Origin of the sequence: Dermacoccus sp. PAMC28757, assembly GCF_014302635.1 — a bacterium.
Taxonomy (GTDB): Bacteria; Actinomycetota; Actinomycetes; order Actinomycetales; family Dermatophilaceae; genus Dermacoccus; species Dermacoccus abyssi.
Genome location: NZ_CP060292.1, coordinates 2,319,305 through 2,335,943, shown reverse-complemented (window position 1 = coordinate 2,335,943; position 16,639 = coordinate 2,319,305). Strand labels below are relative to the sequence as shown.

Here is a 16,639-nt window from a genome sequence, read left to right as displayed (position 1 = left end):
CAGGGCGGCGCTCAGACCGCGCCTGACACGGCGAATCCGGACACGATCGGGTGAACCGTGGAACCCTCGGAGGTCTTGCGAACTTCGATCTGAGAGGGGATTCGGGCGCGCAGTTCGGTGACGTGGCTGACGACGCCGACGAGACGCCCACCTTCGCGCAGCCCGTCCAGTACCTCCATCACCTGCTCGAGCGTGTCCTGGTCGAGCGAGCCGAAGCCTTCGTCGACGAAGAGGGTGTGCAGTTCCATGCCGCCGGAGTCGGCACGCACGGCGTCACCGAGCCCGAGCGCGAGGGCGAGGGAGGCCATGAAGGCTTCGCCGCCGGAGAGCGTGGCGGTGTCGCGGCTGCGGCCGGTCCAGGCATCGACGACGACCAGACCGAGTCCGCTGCGGGCGGTGCCCTTGGCCCGCTCGTCGGTGTACTTCAGCTGGTAGCGCCCGTCGGTCATGTGGTGCAGGCGCTCGTTCGCCATCACCGTCACGGTCTCGAGATGGGCGGCGAGCACGTAGCTCGTTAGCCTCATGCGGTGCGTGTTCTCGCCGATGCCGGAGAACGTGCTCGCGAGGTCGCTCATCTCCCGGGCCACCTGGGCGACAGGGAGGTGCTCGCGCACGGCGTCGGCGATGCGGTCACGCATCGAGTCGAGGATCTCGTAGGCCCGCGCCCATCGGGACGCCTCGGTGGAGGATTCGTTCGCGCGGCGTGCGTAGATGTCGGCCCTCCGCCGCAGCCGCGCAGGATCGGGAGCGGGGGAGTGCGCCGCAGACGCCACAGTGTCGTCGGCCAAGGTGGCGCCCGCGGCAGCGCGGACCTCGATGGCGTGTTGCCACGTGGCGCGCAGACTCGTCAGCTCGTCCTCGTCGAGGGCGACGGCGAAGGCCGCCTCGACGTCGTCGTAACCCTTGGCGACGAGTTCGTCGGACAGCTCGACTTGGGCGCTCTCGCTCTGCGTCGCTGCGGTACGGAAGGTCGCGTCCGCGCGGGCGAAGGCGTCACGCGCGCGGTCGATCGCAGTCAGCTGTCGACGCGCGTCGTCGACCGACCGAGCGAGCTGCTGGACGCGGGTGCGCACGGCCTCTTCGTGCTCCTCGTCCGCGAGGTTCTGCGCAGCGTCATCGTCGCCCGTGGCCGTGGCAACCACGCTCGTGCCGTCGGTGGCACCTTCGGGCAGCGTGGTGCCGCGCAGCACGGGGGAGTTGTTGGAGTCGGTGTAGTCCGAAACGAACTGCAGTGTGGACGACTCGGCTTCCGCGAGGTGCTGGAGGGCAGCCGCCAGTGCTTCTTTCGCGCCATCGCGGCGTGCAACGGCGGCGGCAGCGTCCTTCTCCGCGGTTGCTATGCCTCTGTGGGCTCGCGTCTGTGCTGATCGAGCCTTTTCCAGCGTCACGGCCGCTTCTTCCCGACGCTGGGCTCGCTCGTTCAGGTCGCGCTCGGTCTGACGCAGCGCGCTGTCGTCATCGACGAGATCGGCGGCAACGAGGGCTTCGGCTGTGTCATCGCTCCCCGCAGGGGATGTCTCCCCGTCCGGCACAGCGGCCACGACGTCGTCGAGGCGGGCTTGCAGGTGCGCGAGGTGGCTCGCCCAGGCCTGCTCGGCGCCGGCGAGTGTGGCTTCGGCACGGCGACGCTTCTCGTCAGCATCCCGGGCAGCCCGTTCCGCCGCCTCGATCGCCTGCGGGCCGGGTGCCTGCGGTGACGCAGTCGCAGGGTTCGGGTGTTCGCACGAGCCACACACGGGGCACGGGTTGCCGGGCGTGAGATCGGTGGCGATCTCGGCGGAGATACCGGCCAGCCGCGCAAGACGCAGGGCCACCGCGTCGTGCTCACGTTCGGTGAAGGTGGCCACTGCTGCGTCGCGCGCTTCGGTTGCTGTGGTCACGGCCCTGCTGTGTGCAGGGACTTCCTGAAGAATCCGACGCGCAGCGTGAACGGCGTTGAGGGAGCCTCGCACGTCAGGCAGCGAGCTGAGCGTCTCCTCCGCGACGACGACAGCTTCGTCGGCACGTTCGCACTCCTCCTTCGCCGTCCCCACCGTCTCCCTCGTGGCGACGGCCTTCTGCTCGGCCGCTGACGCATGGCGCCGAGCGGCGGCGACGTCGTCGAGGGCGCGCAGGGCTCGCGGCAGGTGCAACTGCAGCGCCTGAAGCGCTTGTGACCGAGCCTTCAGCGCCTCGGCCGGGAGAACGGCGTCGGCATCGTGACGTTCGCCAGGCGCCTCGAGCCCGGTGATCTCCGCGAGTGCTCCGGCGGTCTCGATGCGCCGGGCACGTGCCTGCTCGAGTTGTTTGTCGGCGCGTCCACTGCGTTGCGCGAGGCGAAGCACGCCCGCCACGTGATCGGCGGCGTCCGCGTCATTCTTCATCTGGGTGACGGTTTCGGCGGGCCAGGCGTCGAGGTCGGTGCGCGCCCGCTCGTGGGCCTCACGGAGGGCCAGCAACGCGCCGGCGCGTTCGACGGCGCGTTCGGCCTGCTTGGCTGCGGCCGCGGCCTCGGCCGCCCGCGTGCCCGCGTCGTCACGGCGCCCGCGCAGGGCGGCGAGGAGGGTCCGCAACACCTCGGGAAGGTCGGCAACGCTCTCGTCGGACCAGACGGCCGGTGGCAACTCGTCGTCGTCAAGACGCGTGAGCGTGTCGGTGACGACCGTCATGTGACCCCGGATGTGTTCGAGCGAGGCCTCACTGGCACGGAGGCGTTCGTTCTTCGTCTCAGCGAACCATCGCTCCACGGCGTCGAAGCGGGCGACGTCGAAGAGCCGCTCGAGCAGGGCCCGGCGGTCTTCGGGCTTGGCGCGCAAGAACTGGGCGAACTCGCCCTGGGGGAGGAGCACGACCTGGGCGAACTGCTCGAGACCCATGCCCAGCGTGTCGGTGACCATGTCGGCCGCCTCGTCGATACGGGACGAGACGAGGTGCCATTGGCCCTCCCGCCACTGCTCGAGCCTCACCGATGCGGGGCGCGTGGTGGTTCCCGAACCGCGGCGCTTCGGCGCGTCCCACGCGGGTGCCCGGCGTACGCGCCAGCGCTCGGGGCCGACGCTGAACTCGAGTTCGACCCAGGGCGCCGTCTCTGGCGCGGCGTGGTGGCTCCGCAGAGCGTTGCGCAGGCTGCGTCGACTGCCCGGAACGTCGCCGAACAGCGCGAACGCTACGGCATCGAGGAGCGAGCTCTTGCCCGAGCCGGTGGGGCCGTTGACGAGCAGGATGCCCTGGTCGAGTTCATCGAAGTCGACGTCCACACGGTCTGGGAAGGGCCCGAACGCTTCCAGGCGCAGGGTGTGAAGCCTCATCGCAGATCCTCGAGGGAGAACATCGAGCCGTCGTCTGCCATCGGTTCGTCACCGCGTCGCAGAGCCGCGCTGACGGCCTTGCCGATAGCGGTGCGCTCTGTGGCGTTGGGGCCGCGTCCGCCCCGCACGTGGGCGAGGAAGTCGCAGCACAGCTCCACGTCGTCACGGCCCTTGAGTCGCTCGGCGTAGGTGATCGGTTGGGTCTCGGTACGAGGCGTGTCGAAGATGAGGCGCAGGGTGTGGGGGAAGCGCGCTCGCACGCGATCCATGGCCGCTGCGGGCCGGATCTCGTCGGTGAGCGTGACCTGGCACCAGGCCGATTCGGCGTGTTCGAGCTTGGGATCGGCGAGCAGGTTGTCGAGTTCGCCGCGCAGGATGGCGAGCGAACGGTGGATCGGTGCCTCGATGAACTCGGCGGAGACACTGCCGCGGGCGACGTCGACGAGCCACGTGCCCTTGGTGTGGGCCGCTTCGCTGAACGACATGGCGACCGGACTGCCGCTGTAGCGCACCGACTCGCTGAGGGTTTGCGCGCCGTGGAGGTGCCCGAGTGCCGCGTAGTCGAAGGCGTCGACGACGGAGCGGGGCGCGACGCCGAGACCGCCGACGCAGATGTCGCGTTCGGACTCACTCGTCGTGGCGCCTGCGAAGAAGGCGTGTGCCATGCCGACGACCGGCAGCCCGTCGTCAGGTAGCGCGGTGCGACCGCGCGTCACCGCCTCGGTGAGCACGGCCCGGTGCGTCGACTCTGTGTCGAACCTCCCCGCCGCAACGGACGGCTCGAGGTAGGGAAGCGCCACAACATGTCCTGCCGTGTCCTGGCTGCCCAACCGCGGTATCGCGATGGGGCGCGCGATGCCTTCGTAGGCGGCGCGGATGTGGAGCCCGGAGTGCTCCATGACGCGGGATCCGAACCCGAGGCGCGTGGCCGAGTCGTGGTTGCCGGAGGTCACCACGACGCGGCTTGCGGTGTCGAGCAGTCGCACGAGGGCGTCGTCGAGCAGTTCGACGGTGCGCGGGTTCGGCAGTGCCCGGTCGTAGATGTCACCGGAAACGACGACGGCGTCGACCTTCTCCGCGCGGGTCAGTTTGACGAGGTGGTCGAGGTAGCGCGCGTGCGCATCGCCGAGGCCTTCACCGTGGAAGGACCGGCCGAGATGCCAGTCGGAGGTGTGGAGGATGCGCATGGCTCACACCCTAGGAGCGACCACCGACAACCCGATCCCGCAGGTCATGCCGACGGCAGGTGCGTCGTGTTCCAGCTGAGGATCCCGGGCACGTCGTGGTGGTGATCGAGGGCGCATACCGCGCCGGCGTCGAGCATGAGCTGGGCGGCGAAGCGGGGCTCCTGCCGAAGGTAGACGGCTGCGAGGATGCGCAGGAGGTGGCCGTGGGCCACGAGGATGACATCGCCCCTCTCCAGCAACGGCATGACGCGGTTCAGGACGTGCGAGGCGCGGGCCGCGACGTCCTCGACCGTCTCACCCGGGGTCTCACCCGGCACGACGCCGTGGCTGAAGATCTCCCAGTCGTAGCCGACCTCGTCACGGATCTGCGGCGTGGACTTGCCTTCGTAGCCGCCGTAATCCCACTCGCGCAGGTCCTCGTCGATCTCGAGGTTCTTCAGGCCGATGAGTTCGGCGGTGCGCAGCGCCCGGGTCAGCGGTGAGACGAACTCGGCGACGAAGTGACGACCGGCGAGCGCCTGCCCCGCCGCGCGCGCAACGGCTTCGCCGGCCGGAAGCAGTGGAAGGTCGGTGGTGCCGGTGTGGCGCCCGTCGCGCGACCATTCGGTTTCGCCGTGACGGACGAGGACGAGCTGGCCCTTGCCGGGCGGGGGACCTTGAGGAGCGGTGACGAGGGGCACCCGAAGAGCCTAGTGGCACCATGGCCCCATGACTTCTACCGATGCCCACCGCAGTGTTTCCCTCACCCGTACGAGCGCCGGTCGCTTCACCGCGACGAACGCGCGCGGCGGCACGCTCGACTTCGGTTCGGGCGAGGACGAGCAGTTCACGCCCGTCGAGCTCCTGCTCACGGCCATCGCCGGGTGCAGCGCGATCGACGTCGACATCTTCACCTCGCGCCGCAGCGAGCCCGAGCAGTTCGACGTCGTCGCCGAGGGCGACAAGCTGCGTGACGAGCAGGGCAACCACATGGGTCCGATCGACGTCACCTTCACCGTGCGTTTCCCGGAGGGTGAAGCGGGCGACGCTGCGCGCAAGGTGTACCCGGAGACGGTGGAGCTCTCGCACGAACGCCTGTGCACCGTGAGCCGTACTGTGCTCCTTCCGACCGACGTTCGGATGCACGTCGAACCCTGACGGTGGCCCAACGAATCCTGACGACGAACGGCTGCGCCCAAACCCCCGACACACGGAGCCGCTGTGGTCAGATGGAGCGACCCGTTGAGTGAGAAGGGGGCGACGTTTCGTGGATCCCATCCGGCTGACGTACGACGTCCCGGTGACGCAGTCGCTCGCCTTTGCTCTTTTCGTCGACGAGTTCTCCCGATGGTGGCCGCGTGAGTTCAGCCGTGACCCCCTGGCGTTCGAAAGCGCCTCACTGGGCGGTGTCGCAGGCGCCGATGTCACGTGGACGTCGTCCGATGGCGGGGTGGACGTGTGGGGACGAATCGAGGTGCTCCAACCCGGCGAGCAGGTCACGTGGTGGTGCTGGTGGCAGGGCGAAGAGAATGCGCCGAGCCACGTGTCCGTGCGCTTCTCGGAGAACGACTGGGGGAGTCGGGTGCACTTCGAGCACGACGGATGGCGCGAGGCGAACGCGGCGTTCCGCGCGGCGTACGAGCAGTGGCCCCTGATCATGGCGGCCTACGTTCTGCACACCCGACGGCGGGGTTTCGACCAGGATCCACGCATCGACGGGGAGCAGCAGCGCGGCGTAGCGTGAGGCATGGCAACTTTCCTCGACATCCACCCCGAGAACCCGCAGCCGCGTCTCATCGCGCAGGTCGTGGACGCGTTGCGTGACGGCGCGCTCATCGCCTACCCGACGTCGTCGGGTTACGCGCTCGGTGCCACGCTCGGCAATGCCGAGGCGAAGGAGCGGATGATTCGGATCCGCAAGCTCGACGCGAAGCACGACTTCACGCTCGTGTGCCGTGACTTCGCGGAGTTGGGGCAGCTCGTGCAGTTGAGCAACGCAGCGTTCCGCGCGGTGAAGGCGGCGACGCCCGGACCGTACACCTTCATTCTGCCGGCGACGGGCGAGGTGCCCCGCAAGCTTGTCCACCCCAAGAAGAAGACCGTCGGCGTGCGTCTCGACACTCACCCGGTGGCGCGTGCCATCCTCGAGGCGATGGGGGAGCCGTTGCTGTCGACGTCGCTCATCCTGCCCGATCAGGAAGAGCCGTTCACGTACGGCTGGGCGGTGAAGGAGGAACTCGATCACCTCGTCGACATCGTCATCGACGCGGAGTCGGTGGAGCCTCGTCCGACGACGGTGGTCGACTTCACCGAGGGTTACCCGGAGGTGGTTCGTGTTGGCTCGGGTGACACGGAGCGCTTCGAGGCATGAGCGAGCGTTTCCTCGTCATTGCCGCTGCCCGCAGCGAGACGCGCTATCTGCCCGACGATGTCGAGGTCGTCATCACCGGGCTCGGGAAGACGGCGGCGGCGATCGCCACGACGCGTGCTCTCGCGGAGCGCGGGGAAGCCGGTCGCGAGGGGCTCACCGTGGTCAACCTCGGCAGCTGCGGGGCGCTCCGGCCCGGTCTTCGCGGCGCCTTCGAGCCGGGCGTCGTGCTGAATCACGACATGAGTGCAGACGCCATCCGTGTACTCGGCTACGACCCACGTGAGCGACTGACGACGGGTTTCGGCGACCCCGAGCTCGTCCTGGCCACCGGTGACCTGTTCGTCAGCGACCCTGCGGTGCGTGACGTGCTCGCCGAGCGCGCGTCGCTCGTCGACATGGAGGGGTACGCGGTCGTCATGGCGTGCCAGACCTTTGGGGTGCCGGTGCGCGTGGTCAAGCACGTCTCCGACGACGCCGACGAGTCGGCGCTCGACTGGGCGACGGCCGTCGACACCTCGGCCCGCGACCTCGCGCAGTGGTGGACGGCGAACCTCGCCTGAGGCTCGCCGTCTCTGTCAGCCGATGAAGTTGTAGTGCCAGAACTCGGCGTTCGGGCGGCCCTGGTCGAGCCACCACGAGCGGTCGAAGCCGAAACCTGCGCCGTTCGCGGTCAGCCACTTGTCAGCAGCTGTACCGAAGGTGAAGGGCGATCCGGCACCGCTTCGGATGTCGACGGCCAGCCCCATGCCGTGGTTCGACGTACCCGGATAGGCAGCGCGAGGAGCGCCGTACTGGGCGTACCAGTGCTTCTGCCAGTACAGCGAGCGGTAGCCCTCTTCGACGGTGATGTGGTAGCCGAAGACCTTCGCGAACGCCGTGTCCATCCGGATGAACTGCATGGCCGCAACGCGCTCGAGGGACGATGCGGCGGCCGACGGTGCTCGTAGGTAGGCGGGCAACGCGCGGAGCCTTCCGCTCGGCACGCGGCCGTTGAAGGCACGGACGACCGGTGTGGTGGCGAGCAGCGCGGTCGTGATGTAGCGGCCGTCGTCCAGCCTCACCCAGTCGCTCGAGACGAGCTTGCCGGTGACCTTCGTGCGGGGCGCGATCGATGTTCTGCGCGCGGCGGAGAAGGACGCGGACGCGCGGGTGCTGACATAGAAGTCGCGGCTGATGACGTAACGCGTGAGGCGGGAGCCAACCGGGGGGAGCGAGAACGGGTCGGGTGAGGGGTAGGCGAAGGTCTGGGTGGCCGGGTTCGTCGTGGTCAGCCCCGAACCGGAGACGTACGTACCCGCCATTTTGCCGGTGGTGATCTTGAACCACGTCGTGTTGACGAAGTAGCCGGTGACCGGCACCGCCTCACCGAGACGGCCCACGGCGTTCTTGACCTGCATCGCCGGGTAGGCGTCGGTGTACGGCGGCTTCACCCAGCGCGTCACCGTGGTGGTTGCCGTGGCCGATCCGGCGGAGACACCCGCCACGAGCGGCGCGGCGAGTGCGCCAGTGAGTAACGTTCGTCGCGTCGTGCCGTGGCCCGATCCTGGCGTGTGAGTGAAGGCGTCGTGCTCGCACATGCTGTTCCCCTGCCCCGTGGTTGATATGCCAGCACTACGACGTGAGCGCAGTCACATCGGTTCCGTCTCAGACGCCGCAGAGTTCGGCACTTGCCCGTAGCGCATCAGTCGTGGGGGAGAGGTAGGCGCCACCGAAGAGATCAAGGTGCACGAGGTAGCCGAAGAGCTGGTGCAGGGGGATCTCCTGACGCCAACCGCTGCGCAACGGTCGCGCCGCCTCGTAGCCCGCGACAATCTCCTCGACGTGCGGAGCGCCGAACATCATGAGCATCGCGAGGTCCGCTAACGGGTGGTGGCCGCACGCTGCCGGGTCGATGAGTACCACGCCGTTCGGGGACCACATGACGTTGCCGCTCCACAGGTCGCCGTGCACCCGTGCCGGCGTGACGGGGGAACGGCCGAACTCGGCTGCGCCGTTCTCCAGTGCCCTGCAGAGATCGTCGAGGAGGCGAGTTTCCCGCCCGGGAAGGTCGACGCGCTCCGCCAGGGGATGCAGGCGGGCACGTGAGTAGAAGGTGCCGAAGTCGTCGTACACGTCCGTGGGTAGCGAGATCGGCTGATCGAGCGGACCGAAATAGTAGTGACCCGCGCCCGGCGGAAGGGCGCCGAAGCCGGGGGCCCCGGCGGCGTGCGTCGCGGCAAGCGCCTTGCCGAAGGCGTGAGCCGCTTCGGCGTTTGGGGAGGCCGACTCGACATGAGCCAAGGTGAGCGAGCGCGAATCGACGTCGAGCACCTCGACGACGTCCGCTCCGCCACTCGCCGTTGCCTTACCGAGCCACCGCAACCCGGCGGCCTCCGTTTCGAAAAAGCCCTCAGGCGCCGAAGTGCGTTCCTTCACATGGGTTCTCGCGTCAGCCATGTTCGCGACTGTACGCTTCCCGGGTGTCGCAGATGACAGCCCGTCGCCGCGTCCACCGCGTCAACGCCGGTGGCATGACCGGACGCGCCGACGACCTCGTCGTCGAGGCGCCCCTCGAACTCCACCTCGGTGACACGACGCTCGCCGTGCTCATGCGAACCCCGGGGCACGACACGGAACTTGCCGCCGGCTGGCTTCTCGTCGAATCCGGCGTCGAAGCTCCGGCCGAGGTCACGCAGCTGCGCGGGTGCTGGAAGAACGACGTCGATGTCATCGAGATCGCGCTCGCGCCGCACACGACACCACCGCGCCCCCGATCCTTCGTCACCGGCGCGGCCTGCGGCGTCTGTAGTGCCGACCAATTGACGCTCGGCGCCGTCGGGCCGCGCTCGGCTCAGGTGCTCGACGTCGACGTCGCACGCGACCTGCCCGACACCCTCCGCGAACAGCAAAGGGCGTTCGAACGCACGGGAGGTCTCCACGCCGCCGGGCTCGCCACCTACGACGGGCGGATCGACGTCGTGCGCGAGGACGTCGGCCGTCACAACGCCGTCGACAAGGTGCTCGGCCGAGCACTCATGGACGGGCTGCTCCCTGCGCGCGACCGTCTGCTCGTCGTGTCGGGACGTGTGTCCTTCGAGATCGTGCAGAAGGCCGTTGCCGCGGGCGTGAGCGGCATCGTCGCGGTGTCGGCGCCGTCGTCGATGGCCGTCGACCTCTGCGAGGAGTACGGGCTCGTGCTCGTCGGCATGATGCGCCGCGACCACTTCAACGTGTACGCCGGTGCGGAACGCGTGCGCGCCTGAAGCAACCGGGGCATGACGAAGGCCCCGCAGCGTCGACTGCGGGGCCTTCGTCACATCTCGGGGGCCTACTTGGCGAGGGCCTCGAGCAGGTCGAAGCGCGTCAGGACGCCGACGGGACGGCCACCTTCGACGACGAGGAGAGCGTCCTCCTCCTGCAGCGCCTCACGGGCGGCCGAGAGCGGTTCGCCCCGGCCCACGAGGGGCAAACCTTCGCTGAGGTGATCGACCACGGAGTCGGCCAACTGCGCCTTGCCGGCGAAGAGCAGATCCATGAGCGTGCGCTCGCTGACGGCGCCGCGGACCTCGCCGAGCATGAGCGGCGGCTCGGCAGCCACGACGGGCAGCTGGCTCACGCCGTACTCGCGCATGATGTCGATCGCGTCGCGGATCGTCTCGGTGGGGTGCGTGTGCACAAGGTCGGGGAGGTCTCCCGACTTCTGGCGCAGCACCTCGCCCACGGTCTTCTCGTCGCCGCCGGTGACGAAGCCGTAGGAGTTCATCCACTCGTCGCTGAAGATCTTCGACATGTAGCCGCGGCCCGAGTCGGGCAGCAGGACGACGACGACGGCGTCGGCCGGCAGGTCCTTCGCCACACGCAGAGCACCGACGACGGCCATGCCGCTCGAGCCACCGACGAGAAGACCTTCCTTCTCGGCGAGAGCTCGCGTCATCGTGAAGGCGTCCTGGTCGTTGATGGCGATGACGTCGTCGGGAACCGACGGGTCGTACGCGCCCGGCCACATGTCCTCGCCGACACCTTCGACGAGGTACGGGCGTCCGCTGCCGCCCGAGTAAATCGATCCCTCGGGGTCGGCACCGATGATGCGGACGCGCCCACCTTCGCTCTCCGGACGGTCGGCGCTGATCTCCTTGAGGTAGCGACCCGTGCCGGTGATCGTGCCGCCGGTACCCGCGCCGGCGACGAAGTGCGTCACCTTGCCCTCGGTGTCACGCCAGATCTCCGGGCCCGTGCTCTCGTAGTGCGACTGCGGGCCGAACTCGTTGAAGAACTGGTTCGGCTTCCACGCGCCCGGCGTCTCCGCGACGATGCGGTCGGAGACCGAGTAGTACGAATCCGGGTGATCGGGAGCCACCGACGTGGGCGTCACGACCACCTCGGCGCCGTACGCACGCAGAACGTCCATCTTGTCCTTGGCCACCTTGTCGGGGCAGACGAAGATGCAGCGGTAGCCCTTGCGCTGAGCGACGAGCGCGAGGCCGACACCGGTGTTGCCGGACGTCGGCTCGACGATGGTGCCACCGGGCTTGAGCTCGCCCGAGGCCTCTGCGGCCTCGATCATCTTGAGGGCGATGCGGTCCTTGACCGAGCCTCCGGGGTTGAAGTACTCGACCTTCGCGAGGACGGTGCATTCGACGCCCGCCTCACGTGCTACCGGGCCGAGCTTGACGAGCGGGGTGTTGCCCACAAGGTCGGCGACGTTCTCTGCGAATTTCATGAGGCCATCGTTTCACGCCGCGAACACGCCTGGCGTGCGTGCCGACAGGAAAGCAGGAATCACGCCGCGCTCGTCCAGAGCGGCACCTCCGCCAGCTTGCCCGGTGCCGCGACCATGACCGGCCAGCGCAGGTACCCCTCCAGGGCGAGCGTGAGGGCGTCGGCCCAGGATTCCTCGAAGGGCGAGGCTCCGCTCGTTCCTTCGCGTTCGAGCAGGACGAGCGCTCCGGTGATGTCCGGCGACTCCTCAGCGATCGAACTGACGACGAGCGCGAGGTTGGCGACGGCGTCCGCGTCGGGACGTAGGGCGAGGCCGTCGATCTGGGTGAGTGCCTTGTGGACGCGGCCGTTCTCGTCGTGGAAGGCGAGCCAGAGGCTGCGCCCCTGTGGCCGGCTGGCACCGAGCACGTTCTGCCAGAACGACGTGAGCGTCGATCGGGAGGTGATGGGGGCGTGGGCTGGATTGATCGTCATGCCTTCAGCGTGCGCCGAAACGCACCGAGCGTGCCGGGGGCCGTCCACAGCCCCGAACGGCCGTCACACCTGTGGACAGAGGACGGCGATTCAGCGCTCGCGATACGACGACGACCGCCCGCCACCGAAGTGAGCGGACGGCCGTCGTCGGTCCGAGCAGAAAGAGGTCAGCGGTGTGCTGCTGCTGCCCGCTTCTCGGCCACGACCTTGTCGGCGTGTTGGCCACGCAGGACGCGGTGTTCCGGCGTGTTGCGCACGAAGAGGTAACCGATCCCGATGAGGACGAACCACAGGGGCGTCCACAGCAGCGCCGTGAGGGTGCTCTCCTGCGTCGTCAGGGTCCACAGGACGAAGACGAAGAACACCATCGTGGCCACACACATGCCGATGCCGCCGGGCATCTTGAAGGTGCTCTCCTTGTGCAGGTGAGGACGACGGCGGCGGTAGGTGATGTAGCTGAGCAGGATGATCGTCCAGACGAACATGAAGCAGATCGCCGACACGGTGGTGATCATGTCGAAGGCCTCGGCAACACCGCCACCGGCGTAAAGCAGCGGAATGCCGATGAGCAGGAACACACAGCTGAACAGGAGCGCCGCGACCGGAACCTTGTTGCGTGACAGGCTCGAGAACGCCCGGGGTGCGTCCCCCTGACGGCTGAGGCCGTAGATCATGCGCGACGTCGAGTAGATGCCCGAGTTGGCCGAGGACGCCGCCGAGGTGAGGACGACGAAGTTGACGACACCCGCGGCTGCCGCGAGACCGGCGAGCGCGAACATCTTGACGAAGGGCGACTCGCCCGCCTTGAACTCCGTCCAGGGACGAACCGACATCAGCACGAAGAGGGCGCCGATGTAGAACAGCAGCATGCGGATCGGCACCGAGTTCACCGCGCGGGGGAGGTTGCGGTGCGGGTCCTTCGTCTCGGCGGCGGCCGTGCCGACGAGCTCGACACCGACGAACGCGAACACGGCGATCTGGAAGCCGGCCGCGAAGCCCATGAAGCCCTTGGGGAAGAAGCCGCCGTGGTCCCACAGGTTCGAGAACGCGGCCTTGGAGCCACCGGAGGAGAAGCCGGTGAACACCATGTACAGGCCGATGATGATGAGCGCCACGATGGCGACGATCTTGATGAGGGCGAACCAGAACTCGAGCTCACCGAAGGACTTCACCGAGGGCAGGTTCAGCGCCAGGAGGAGGAAGATAAGCGCCAGGCCGGGAATCCACAGGGGGAGATCGGGCCACCAGAACGCGACGTAACTTGCGATCGCGACGACATCGGCGATCGCGGTGGCGATCCAGCAGAACCAGTACGTCCACCCCGTGAAGTACGCGGCCCACGGGCCGAGGATGTCACCGGCGAAGTCCGCGAACGACTTGTACTCGAGGTTGCTCAGCAACAGTTCGCCCATGGCGCGCAGGACGAAGTACAGGAAGAAGCCGATGATCCCGTAGACGAGGATGACCGACGGGCCGGCGGCACTGATCGTGCGGCCGGAGCCCATGAACAGACCGGTGCCGATCGTTCCGCCGATGGCGATGAGTTGGATGTGGCGATTGCTGAGGCCGCGGGAGAGCTGTTCGCCCGCCACCTCCTCGTTCTGTGGTGCGACTGGGCTCGACACGTGGCCGCCTTTCGGACGTCGTCGGGGGAGTAGGGGTATCCCGCGACCCTACGGGCGGTGTGGCGTGGCCCACGTCGTCGACACCCGCGGTGCGCATATAGGTTCCATAACGATGCGATCCCGCCACCCTTCGCGGGTGACGGGATCGCATCGATACCGGGGAGAACCGATCAGTGACGCGCTGAAGCCTCGCTGCCGTGGTCCTCCATCGTCGAGTAGTCGAACGGCTCCTTGCCGTCCAGGACGATGTTGAGGCGCTCGCGGTCGATGGACTTGGTCCACGTGCCGACGAGTACCGTGGCGACGGAGTTGCCCGCGAAGTTCGTCAGCGCGCGTGCCTCGGACATGAAGCGGTCGATACCGACGATGACGCCGACGCCGTCAACGAGTTCGGGCTTGTGCGCGTGCAGGCCGCCGGCAAGGGTCGCGAGGCCCGCACCGGTAACACCTGCGGCCCCCTTGGACGCCACGATCATGAACAGGAGCAGACCGATCTGCTCACCCATCGACATCGGCATGTTCATGGCGTCTGCTGTAGTCGAGTTAGGTAGACCATGTGTCGTGCGGGTAGTAGCGCACGGGAAACGACAACTAGACTCGAAACCTGTTGCAGCGCAACACTGTTCGAGAGTGAAAATGCAATTACCACACGATTTGGAATCTGTCAACTCCTGTGCTAAACTTGCGTAGTTGTTGACAAGTAGACAGTGAGAGACAGAGAAGCACCGCGCTCGACGGCCTGAACCCTTGGAACCGGAGCGCGGTGCTTCATCTGCTGCCGCAGGTAGTGGGAGCGACCTACGGCAAGTTTTCTAGTTAGTGCGAACTCGATACCGATTCAGAACGGTCTGCTCGGCTAGCGTCCAGCCTTCAAAGCGTGCAGGCGTGGCGGTGACGGTGCCAGCCTCCAGCCTGTAGGCATTGGCAGGGTTCGACACCGACCGAGCCGCAGCACCGACGATGACACGAGCGATAGCCGCATCGACCAACTCGCCCTCAAACCCTCGCCCGCGCGTGTAGGCCTGAGCCAACTCGGTGACGTGCTCGACGTGCTCACCCGCTAGGGCAACGTTGCGCGCCGACGCAGACCAGCCGAGAAAACTCAAAAGGTCGGCACCTGTCGGCAGGCTTACGAGATTCATCGCGTGATGCCACCAAGGGTCACGACGGCCTCGGCGTTCAGTGTTCCTAGGTCGTAACGCGAAACAACTCGAATTGCTTGCTCGTCGTAATCTGCAAAACGCTCCTTCAGAATCGTGACCGATGGAGCAAGGTCACGGGCCACAACAACCTGCGAGAAGTCCACGAGCGCGGCACGGCCCGTAGGCGTCGAGCCTGTGGTGTTTGGTACGCGCGAGGAAACAACGACAGGGCTACCGAAGAGGCGGAACACGCCGTCTGCTGTCACATCTGGCTGTAGCAGGTAGCGACCGCTCGTGTCCTTGATCTTGCGTAGACCAACGAAATCGGCTGGAGTCAAGACCCATTTAAGGGAACTCATGTTGACATTTGCGCCTAGAGCCTTGCCCCATGCGTCGAGTAGAACGTCGTAGGAAAGTTCGCCGTTTACATCGACTTTCTGCGTGCCAGGAAGGTTAAAGAGGCCACGAGGTGTGGTTACACCGTCACCGCCTGCACTGAAGAATTGCGTATCCAACTTGGCCGCAACGTCGCCTACCATTCTGTCCTTGATCGCAGCGTCAAGTGAAATGACACTCTGGCGGGCGAGTTCGTTCGAGTAGCGGGTGATGACCTTAACGCTCTTCATTGTCGAGGGCATCAGCGAGATTTCATCGAACTCTGCGTCAACCTCTGGAATCAATTCTGATTCACCAGTCCAAGTGAGGTCGGAACCGTCATACTTCGTAGCCTTTGGCAGACGCACCGGGCCGCTAGTGTCAACGACCGTGGGGCCACACGCTAGGAATTGCGACTTTTCCATTAGAGGCTGAACGAGAACATTCTTGATCTGCTCTGCCGTAAGTTCTGGGGCTGTGTTCGTCTTAACAGACATAATAAAATACCTCCGATGAGATTAAATGAAATGACATCGGAGGTACCAGACAACCGATAAAAGATTAGGAAGGCATCAAGCCTTACCTAACTATTATCGGCATTTATTGAGTTTATGAGCCTGCTCGGAGCATCCCCGCTAGATCGACAACAGTGCTGGCTGAATCCTTGTAGCCCTGACCAACGTCACCTGAGACCTTGGCAGCGTGGGGGAACTGGTTGGCATACTCGGTCGCTGCTGTTCGGATTGCTTCAAAGTCTAGACCTTCGTCCGTAGCCCATTCGTCGCGCCATTCTAGGGCCGCTGGAGCCTTCAAAATGTCTTGTGCAGCATGTTCCACGGCAAGGCTGCGATAGGCCGTTACAGAGGCGGATAGAGCGTCCTGGGCCTCTTTAGCCTTAACTCGATGCTCGGCAGCCTCGGCTCGCAGTTTCTCGACGTACTCACGGCTGAACGTGTCCTGTTCGTCTGCGTCCTGGGCCTCGTCGGTAGCATCGGCCTCGGTAGCCTCTAGGTTTTCTGTTTCATCTGTCATGGGTTCTCCTTAATGGGTTTAGCCTCACAATTGCAATTGCGATGGTGGCTGGGATTTCTGCTTACTGGATAGATTTTTCCGTTATCGGCCTTACACTCGTCGCAGGCATCTGAACCTGCAACAAATTGGTATTTCTCCACGTCGTGAAACTTCATTGCCTTTTGTGTGGCCTCTTGCGTGCTGTCTGCTTCGATGCTCTCCACTAGGGCTGTCAACCTGTCGGCCTCACCGGGGAGCACCTCGTCAATGATCGTGAGCACCGTTGAAAATGATTTGGTGTAGTGCTCTGAGCGATCTGGCAACCACAGGCCTACGGGCTCGTCGTCCAGGTGCTCCGACACGTTCACGTCGGCCTCAACAGCGGCACGAGCACGCCTAGCGGCTAGGAGAGGCACGACGAGGGCTAGGAAAAGCGATTGCGTGATCGTGCCCACCGTCACGGCGTACGCGAGCCGCTGCACCTGTTGGG

At 66.4% G+C, this 16,639-nt stretch carries 17 protein-coding genes and 1 pseudogene; 5 read left to right on the top strand and 13 right to left on the bottom strand.

Going from position 1 to position 16,639, the window contains the following annotated elements:
• Positions 1–11 precede the first annotated feature (11 nt).
• From H7F30_RS11135 to H7F30_RS11125, 3 genes are read right to left on the bottom strand one after another with little or no spacing between them, the layout of a single operon-like run.
• Positions 12–3,287 carry an AAA family ATPase gene (locus H7F30_RS11135; RefSeq protein ID WP_187035140.1) on the bottom strand — a complete coding sequence of 1,092 codons (3,276 nt, stop codon included), beginning with the start codon at positions 3,285–3,287 and terminating at the stop codon, positions 12–14.
• Complete coding sequence (locus H7F30_RS11130) at positions 3,284–4,474, bottom strand: exonuclease SbcCD subunit D (RefSeq protein WP_187035138.1); 1,191 nt, start codon at positions 4,472–4,474, stop codon at positions 3,284–3,286. The genes H7F30_RS11135 and H7F30_RS11130 overlap by 4 nt, the downstream gene beginning before the upstream one ends.
• 44 nt (positions 4,475–4,518) lie before the next feature.
• Entirely contained in the window at positions 4,519–5,154 is a 636-nt protein-coding gene (locus tag H7F30_RS11125; RefSeq protein ID WP_047311614.1) for a histidine phosphatase family protein, read from the bottom strand.
• 28 nt (positions 5,155–5,182) lie between these two features.
• Here H7F30_RS11125 and H7F30_RS11120 point away from each other — a divergent pair, with 28 nt between their 5' ends.
• The 4 genes from H7F30_RS11120 (at position 5,183) to H7F30_RS11105 (ending at position 7,384) form a co-directional block, all read left to right on the top strand.
• Positions 5,183–5,611 (top strand): OsmC family protein, encoded by a 429-nt coding sequence (locus tag H7F30_RS11120; RefSeq protein ID WP_187035136.1) that lies wholly within the window; start codon positions 5,183–5,185, stop codon positions 5,609–5,611.
• 109 nt (positions 5,612–5,720) lie between these two features.
• A complete protein-coding gene (locus H7F30_RS11115; protein WP_187035134.1) occupies positions 5,721–6,197 on the top strand; it encodes an SRPBCC domain-containing protein in 477 nt (158 codons plus the stop codon).
• A gap of 3 nt (positions 6,198–6,200) precedes the next feature.
• A complete protein-coding gene (locus H7F30_RS11110; protein ID WP_187035132.1) occupies positions 6,201–6,824 on the top strand; it encodes an L-threonylcarbamoyladenylate synthase in 624 nt (207 codons plus the stop codon).
• On the top strand, positions 6,821–7,384 hold the full coding sequence (locus H7F30_RS11105) for a nucleosidase (protein ID WP_187035130.1): 564 nt from the start codon (positions 6,821–6,823) through the stop codon (positions 7,382–7,384). The genes H7F30_RS11110 and H7F30_RS11105 overlap by 4 nt, the downstream gene beginning before the upstream one ends.
• A 15-nt stretch (positions 7,385–7,399) precedes the next feature.
• Here H7F30_RS11105 and H7F30_RS11100 read toward each other — a convergent pair whose 3' ends face one another.
• Positions 7,400–8,401 carry a M15 family metallopeptidase gene (locus tag H7F30_RS11100; RefSeq protein WP_187035128.1) on the bottom strand — a complete coding sequence of 334 codons (1,002 nt, stop codon included), beginning with the start codon at positions 8,399–8,401 and terminating at the stop codon, positions 7,400–7,402.
• 67 nt (positions 8,402–8,468) lie between these two features.
• A complete protein-coding gene (locus tag H7F30_RS11095; RefSeq protein ID WP_370563193.1) occupies positions 8,469–9,299 on the bottom strand; it encodes a fructosamine kinase family protein in 831 nt (276 codons plus the stop codon).
• On the opposite strand from H7F30_RS11095, the gene fdhD reads away from it, so the two are divergent.
• The gene (fdhD, locus tag H7F30_RS11090) at positions 9,293–10,066 is read left to right on the top strand and encodes a formate dehydrogenase accessory sulfurtransferase FdhD (RefSeq protein ID WP_187038014.1); all 774 of its coding nucleotides are present in this window, start codon (positions 9,293–9,295) and stop codon (positions 10,064–10,066) included. The two genes, H7F30_RS11095 and fdhD, sit on opposite strands and share 7 nt — an antisense overlap.
• A gap of 65 nt (positions 10,067–10,131) precedes the next feature.
• Here fdhD and H7F30_RS11085 read toward each other — a convergent pair whose 3' ends face one another.
• The 8 genes and pseudogenes from H7F30_RS11085 to H7F30_RS11050 form a co-directional block, all read right to left on the bottom strand.
• Entirely contained in the window at positions 10,132–11,523 is a 1,392-nt protein-coding gene (locus H7F30_RS11085; RefSeq protein WP_187035124.1) for a cystathionine beta-synthase, read from the bottom strand.
• 59 nt (positions 11,524–11,582) lie between these two features.
• Positions 11,583–11,996, bottom strand: a complete 414-nt coding sequence (locus H7F30_RS11080) for a hypothetical protein (RefSeq protein ID WP_187035122.1) — start codon at positions 11,994–11,996, stop codon at positions 11,583–11,585.
• A 167-nt stretch (positions 11,997–12,163) separates the two neighbouring features.
• Complete coding sequence (locus H7F30_RS11075) at positions 12,164–13,621, bottom strand: amino acid permease (RefSeq protein ID WP_118915104.1); 1,458 nt, start codon at positions 13,619–13,621, stop codon at positions 12,164–12,166.
• 170 nt (positions 13,622–13,791) lie between these two features.
• Positions 13,792–14,154: pseudogene (locus H7F30_RS11070) on the bottom strand (cation:dicarboxylate symporter family transporter); the annotation flags it as partial.
• Positions 14,155–14,433: 279 nt separating this feature from the next.
• The gene (locus H7F30_RS11065) at positions 14,434–14,763 is read right to left on the bottom strand and encodes a hypothetical protein (RefSeq protein ID WP_222617799.1); all 330 of its coding nucleotides are present in this window, start codon (positions 14,761–14,763) and stop codon (positions 14,434–14,436) included.
• A complete protein-coding gene (locus tag H7F30_RS11060; protein WP_187035120.1) occupies positions 14,760–15,635 on the bottom strand; it encodes a phage major capsid protein in 876 nt (291 codons plus the stop codon). The genes H7F30_RS11065 and H7F30_RS11060 overlap by 4 nt, the downstream gene beginning before the upstream one ends.
• A 112-nt stretch (positions 15,636–15,747) precedes the next feature.
• Entirely contained in the window at positions 15,748–16,170 is a 423-nt protein-coding gene (locus tag H7F30_RS11055) for a hypothetical protein (protein ID WP_187035118.1), read from the bottom strand.
• Positions 16,167–16,604, bottom strand: a complete 438-nt coding sequence (locus H7F30_RS11050; RefSeq protein ID WP_222617798.1) for a phage head morphogenesis protein — start codon at positions 16,602–16,604, stop codon at positions 16,167–16,169. The genes H7F30_RS11055 and H7F30_RS11050 overlap by 4 nt, the downstream gene beginning before the upstream one ends.
• Between the last annotated feature and the right edge of the window lie 35 nt (positions 16,605–16,639).

What these genes read in the sequence shown, in the direction of transcription:
- H7F30_RS11055 (WP_187035118.1), bottom strand. Translation starts at nt 16,170, where the DNA reads ATGACAGATGAAACAGAAAACCTAGAGGCTACCGAGGCCGATGCTACC.
- H7F30_RS11065 (WP_222617799.1), bottom strand. Translation starts at nt 14,763, where the DNA reads ATGAATCTCGTAAGCCTGCCGACAGGTGCCGACCTTTTGAGTTTTCTC.
- H7F30_RS11085 (WP_187035124.1), bottom strand. Translation starts at nt 11,523, where the DNA reads ATGAAATTCGCAGAGAACGTCGCCGACCTTGTGGGCAACACCCCGCTC.
- H7F30_RS11135 (WP_187035140.1), bottom strand. Translation starts at nt 3,287, where the DNA reads ATGAGGCTTCACACCCTGCGCCTGGAAGCGTTCGGGCCCTTCCCAGAC.
- H7F30_RS11105 (WP_187035130.1), top strand. Translation starts at nt 6,821, where the DNA reads ATGAGCGAGCGTTTCCTCGTCATTGCCGCTGCCCGCAGCGAGACGCGC.
- H7F30_RS11080 (WP_187035122.1), bottom strand. Translation starts at nt 11,996, where the DNA reads ATGACGATCAATCCAGCCCACGCCCCCATCACCTCCCGATCGACGCTC.
- H7F30_RS11110 (WP_187035132.1), top strand. Translation starts at nt 6,201, where the DNA reads ATGGCAACTTTCCTCGACATCCACCCCGAGAACCCGCAGCCGCGTCTC.
- fdhD (WP_187038014.1), top strand. Translation starts at nt 9,293, where the DNA reads ATGACAGCCCGTCGCCGCGTCCACCGCGTCAACGCCGGTGGCATGACC.
- H7F30_RS11120 (WP_187035136.1), top strand. Translation starts at nt 5,183, where the DNA reads ATGACTTCTACCGATGCCCACCGCAGTGTTTCCCTCACCCGTACGAGC.
- H7F30_RS11130 (WP_187035138.1), bottom strand. Translation starts at nt 4,474, where the DNA reads ATGCGCATCCTCCACACCTCCGACTGGCATCTCGGCCGGTCCTTCCAC.
- H7F30_RS11060 (WP_187035120.1), bottom strand. Translation starts at nt 15,635, where the DNA reads ATGTCTGTTAAGACGAACACAGCCCCAGAACTTACGGCAGAGCAGATC.
- H7F30_RS11100 (WP_187035128.1), bottom strand. Translation starts at nt 8,401, where the DNA reads ATGTGCGAGCACGACGCCTTCACTCACACGCCAGGATCGGGCCACGGC.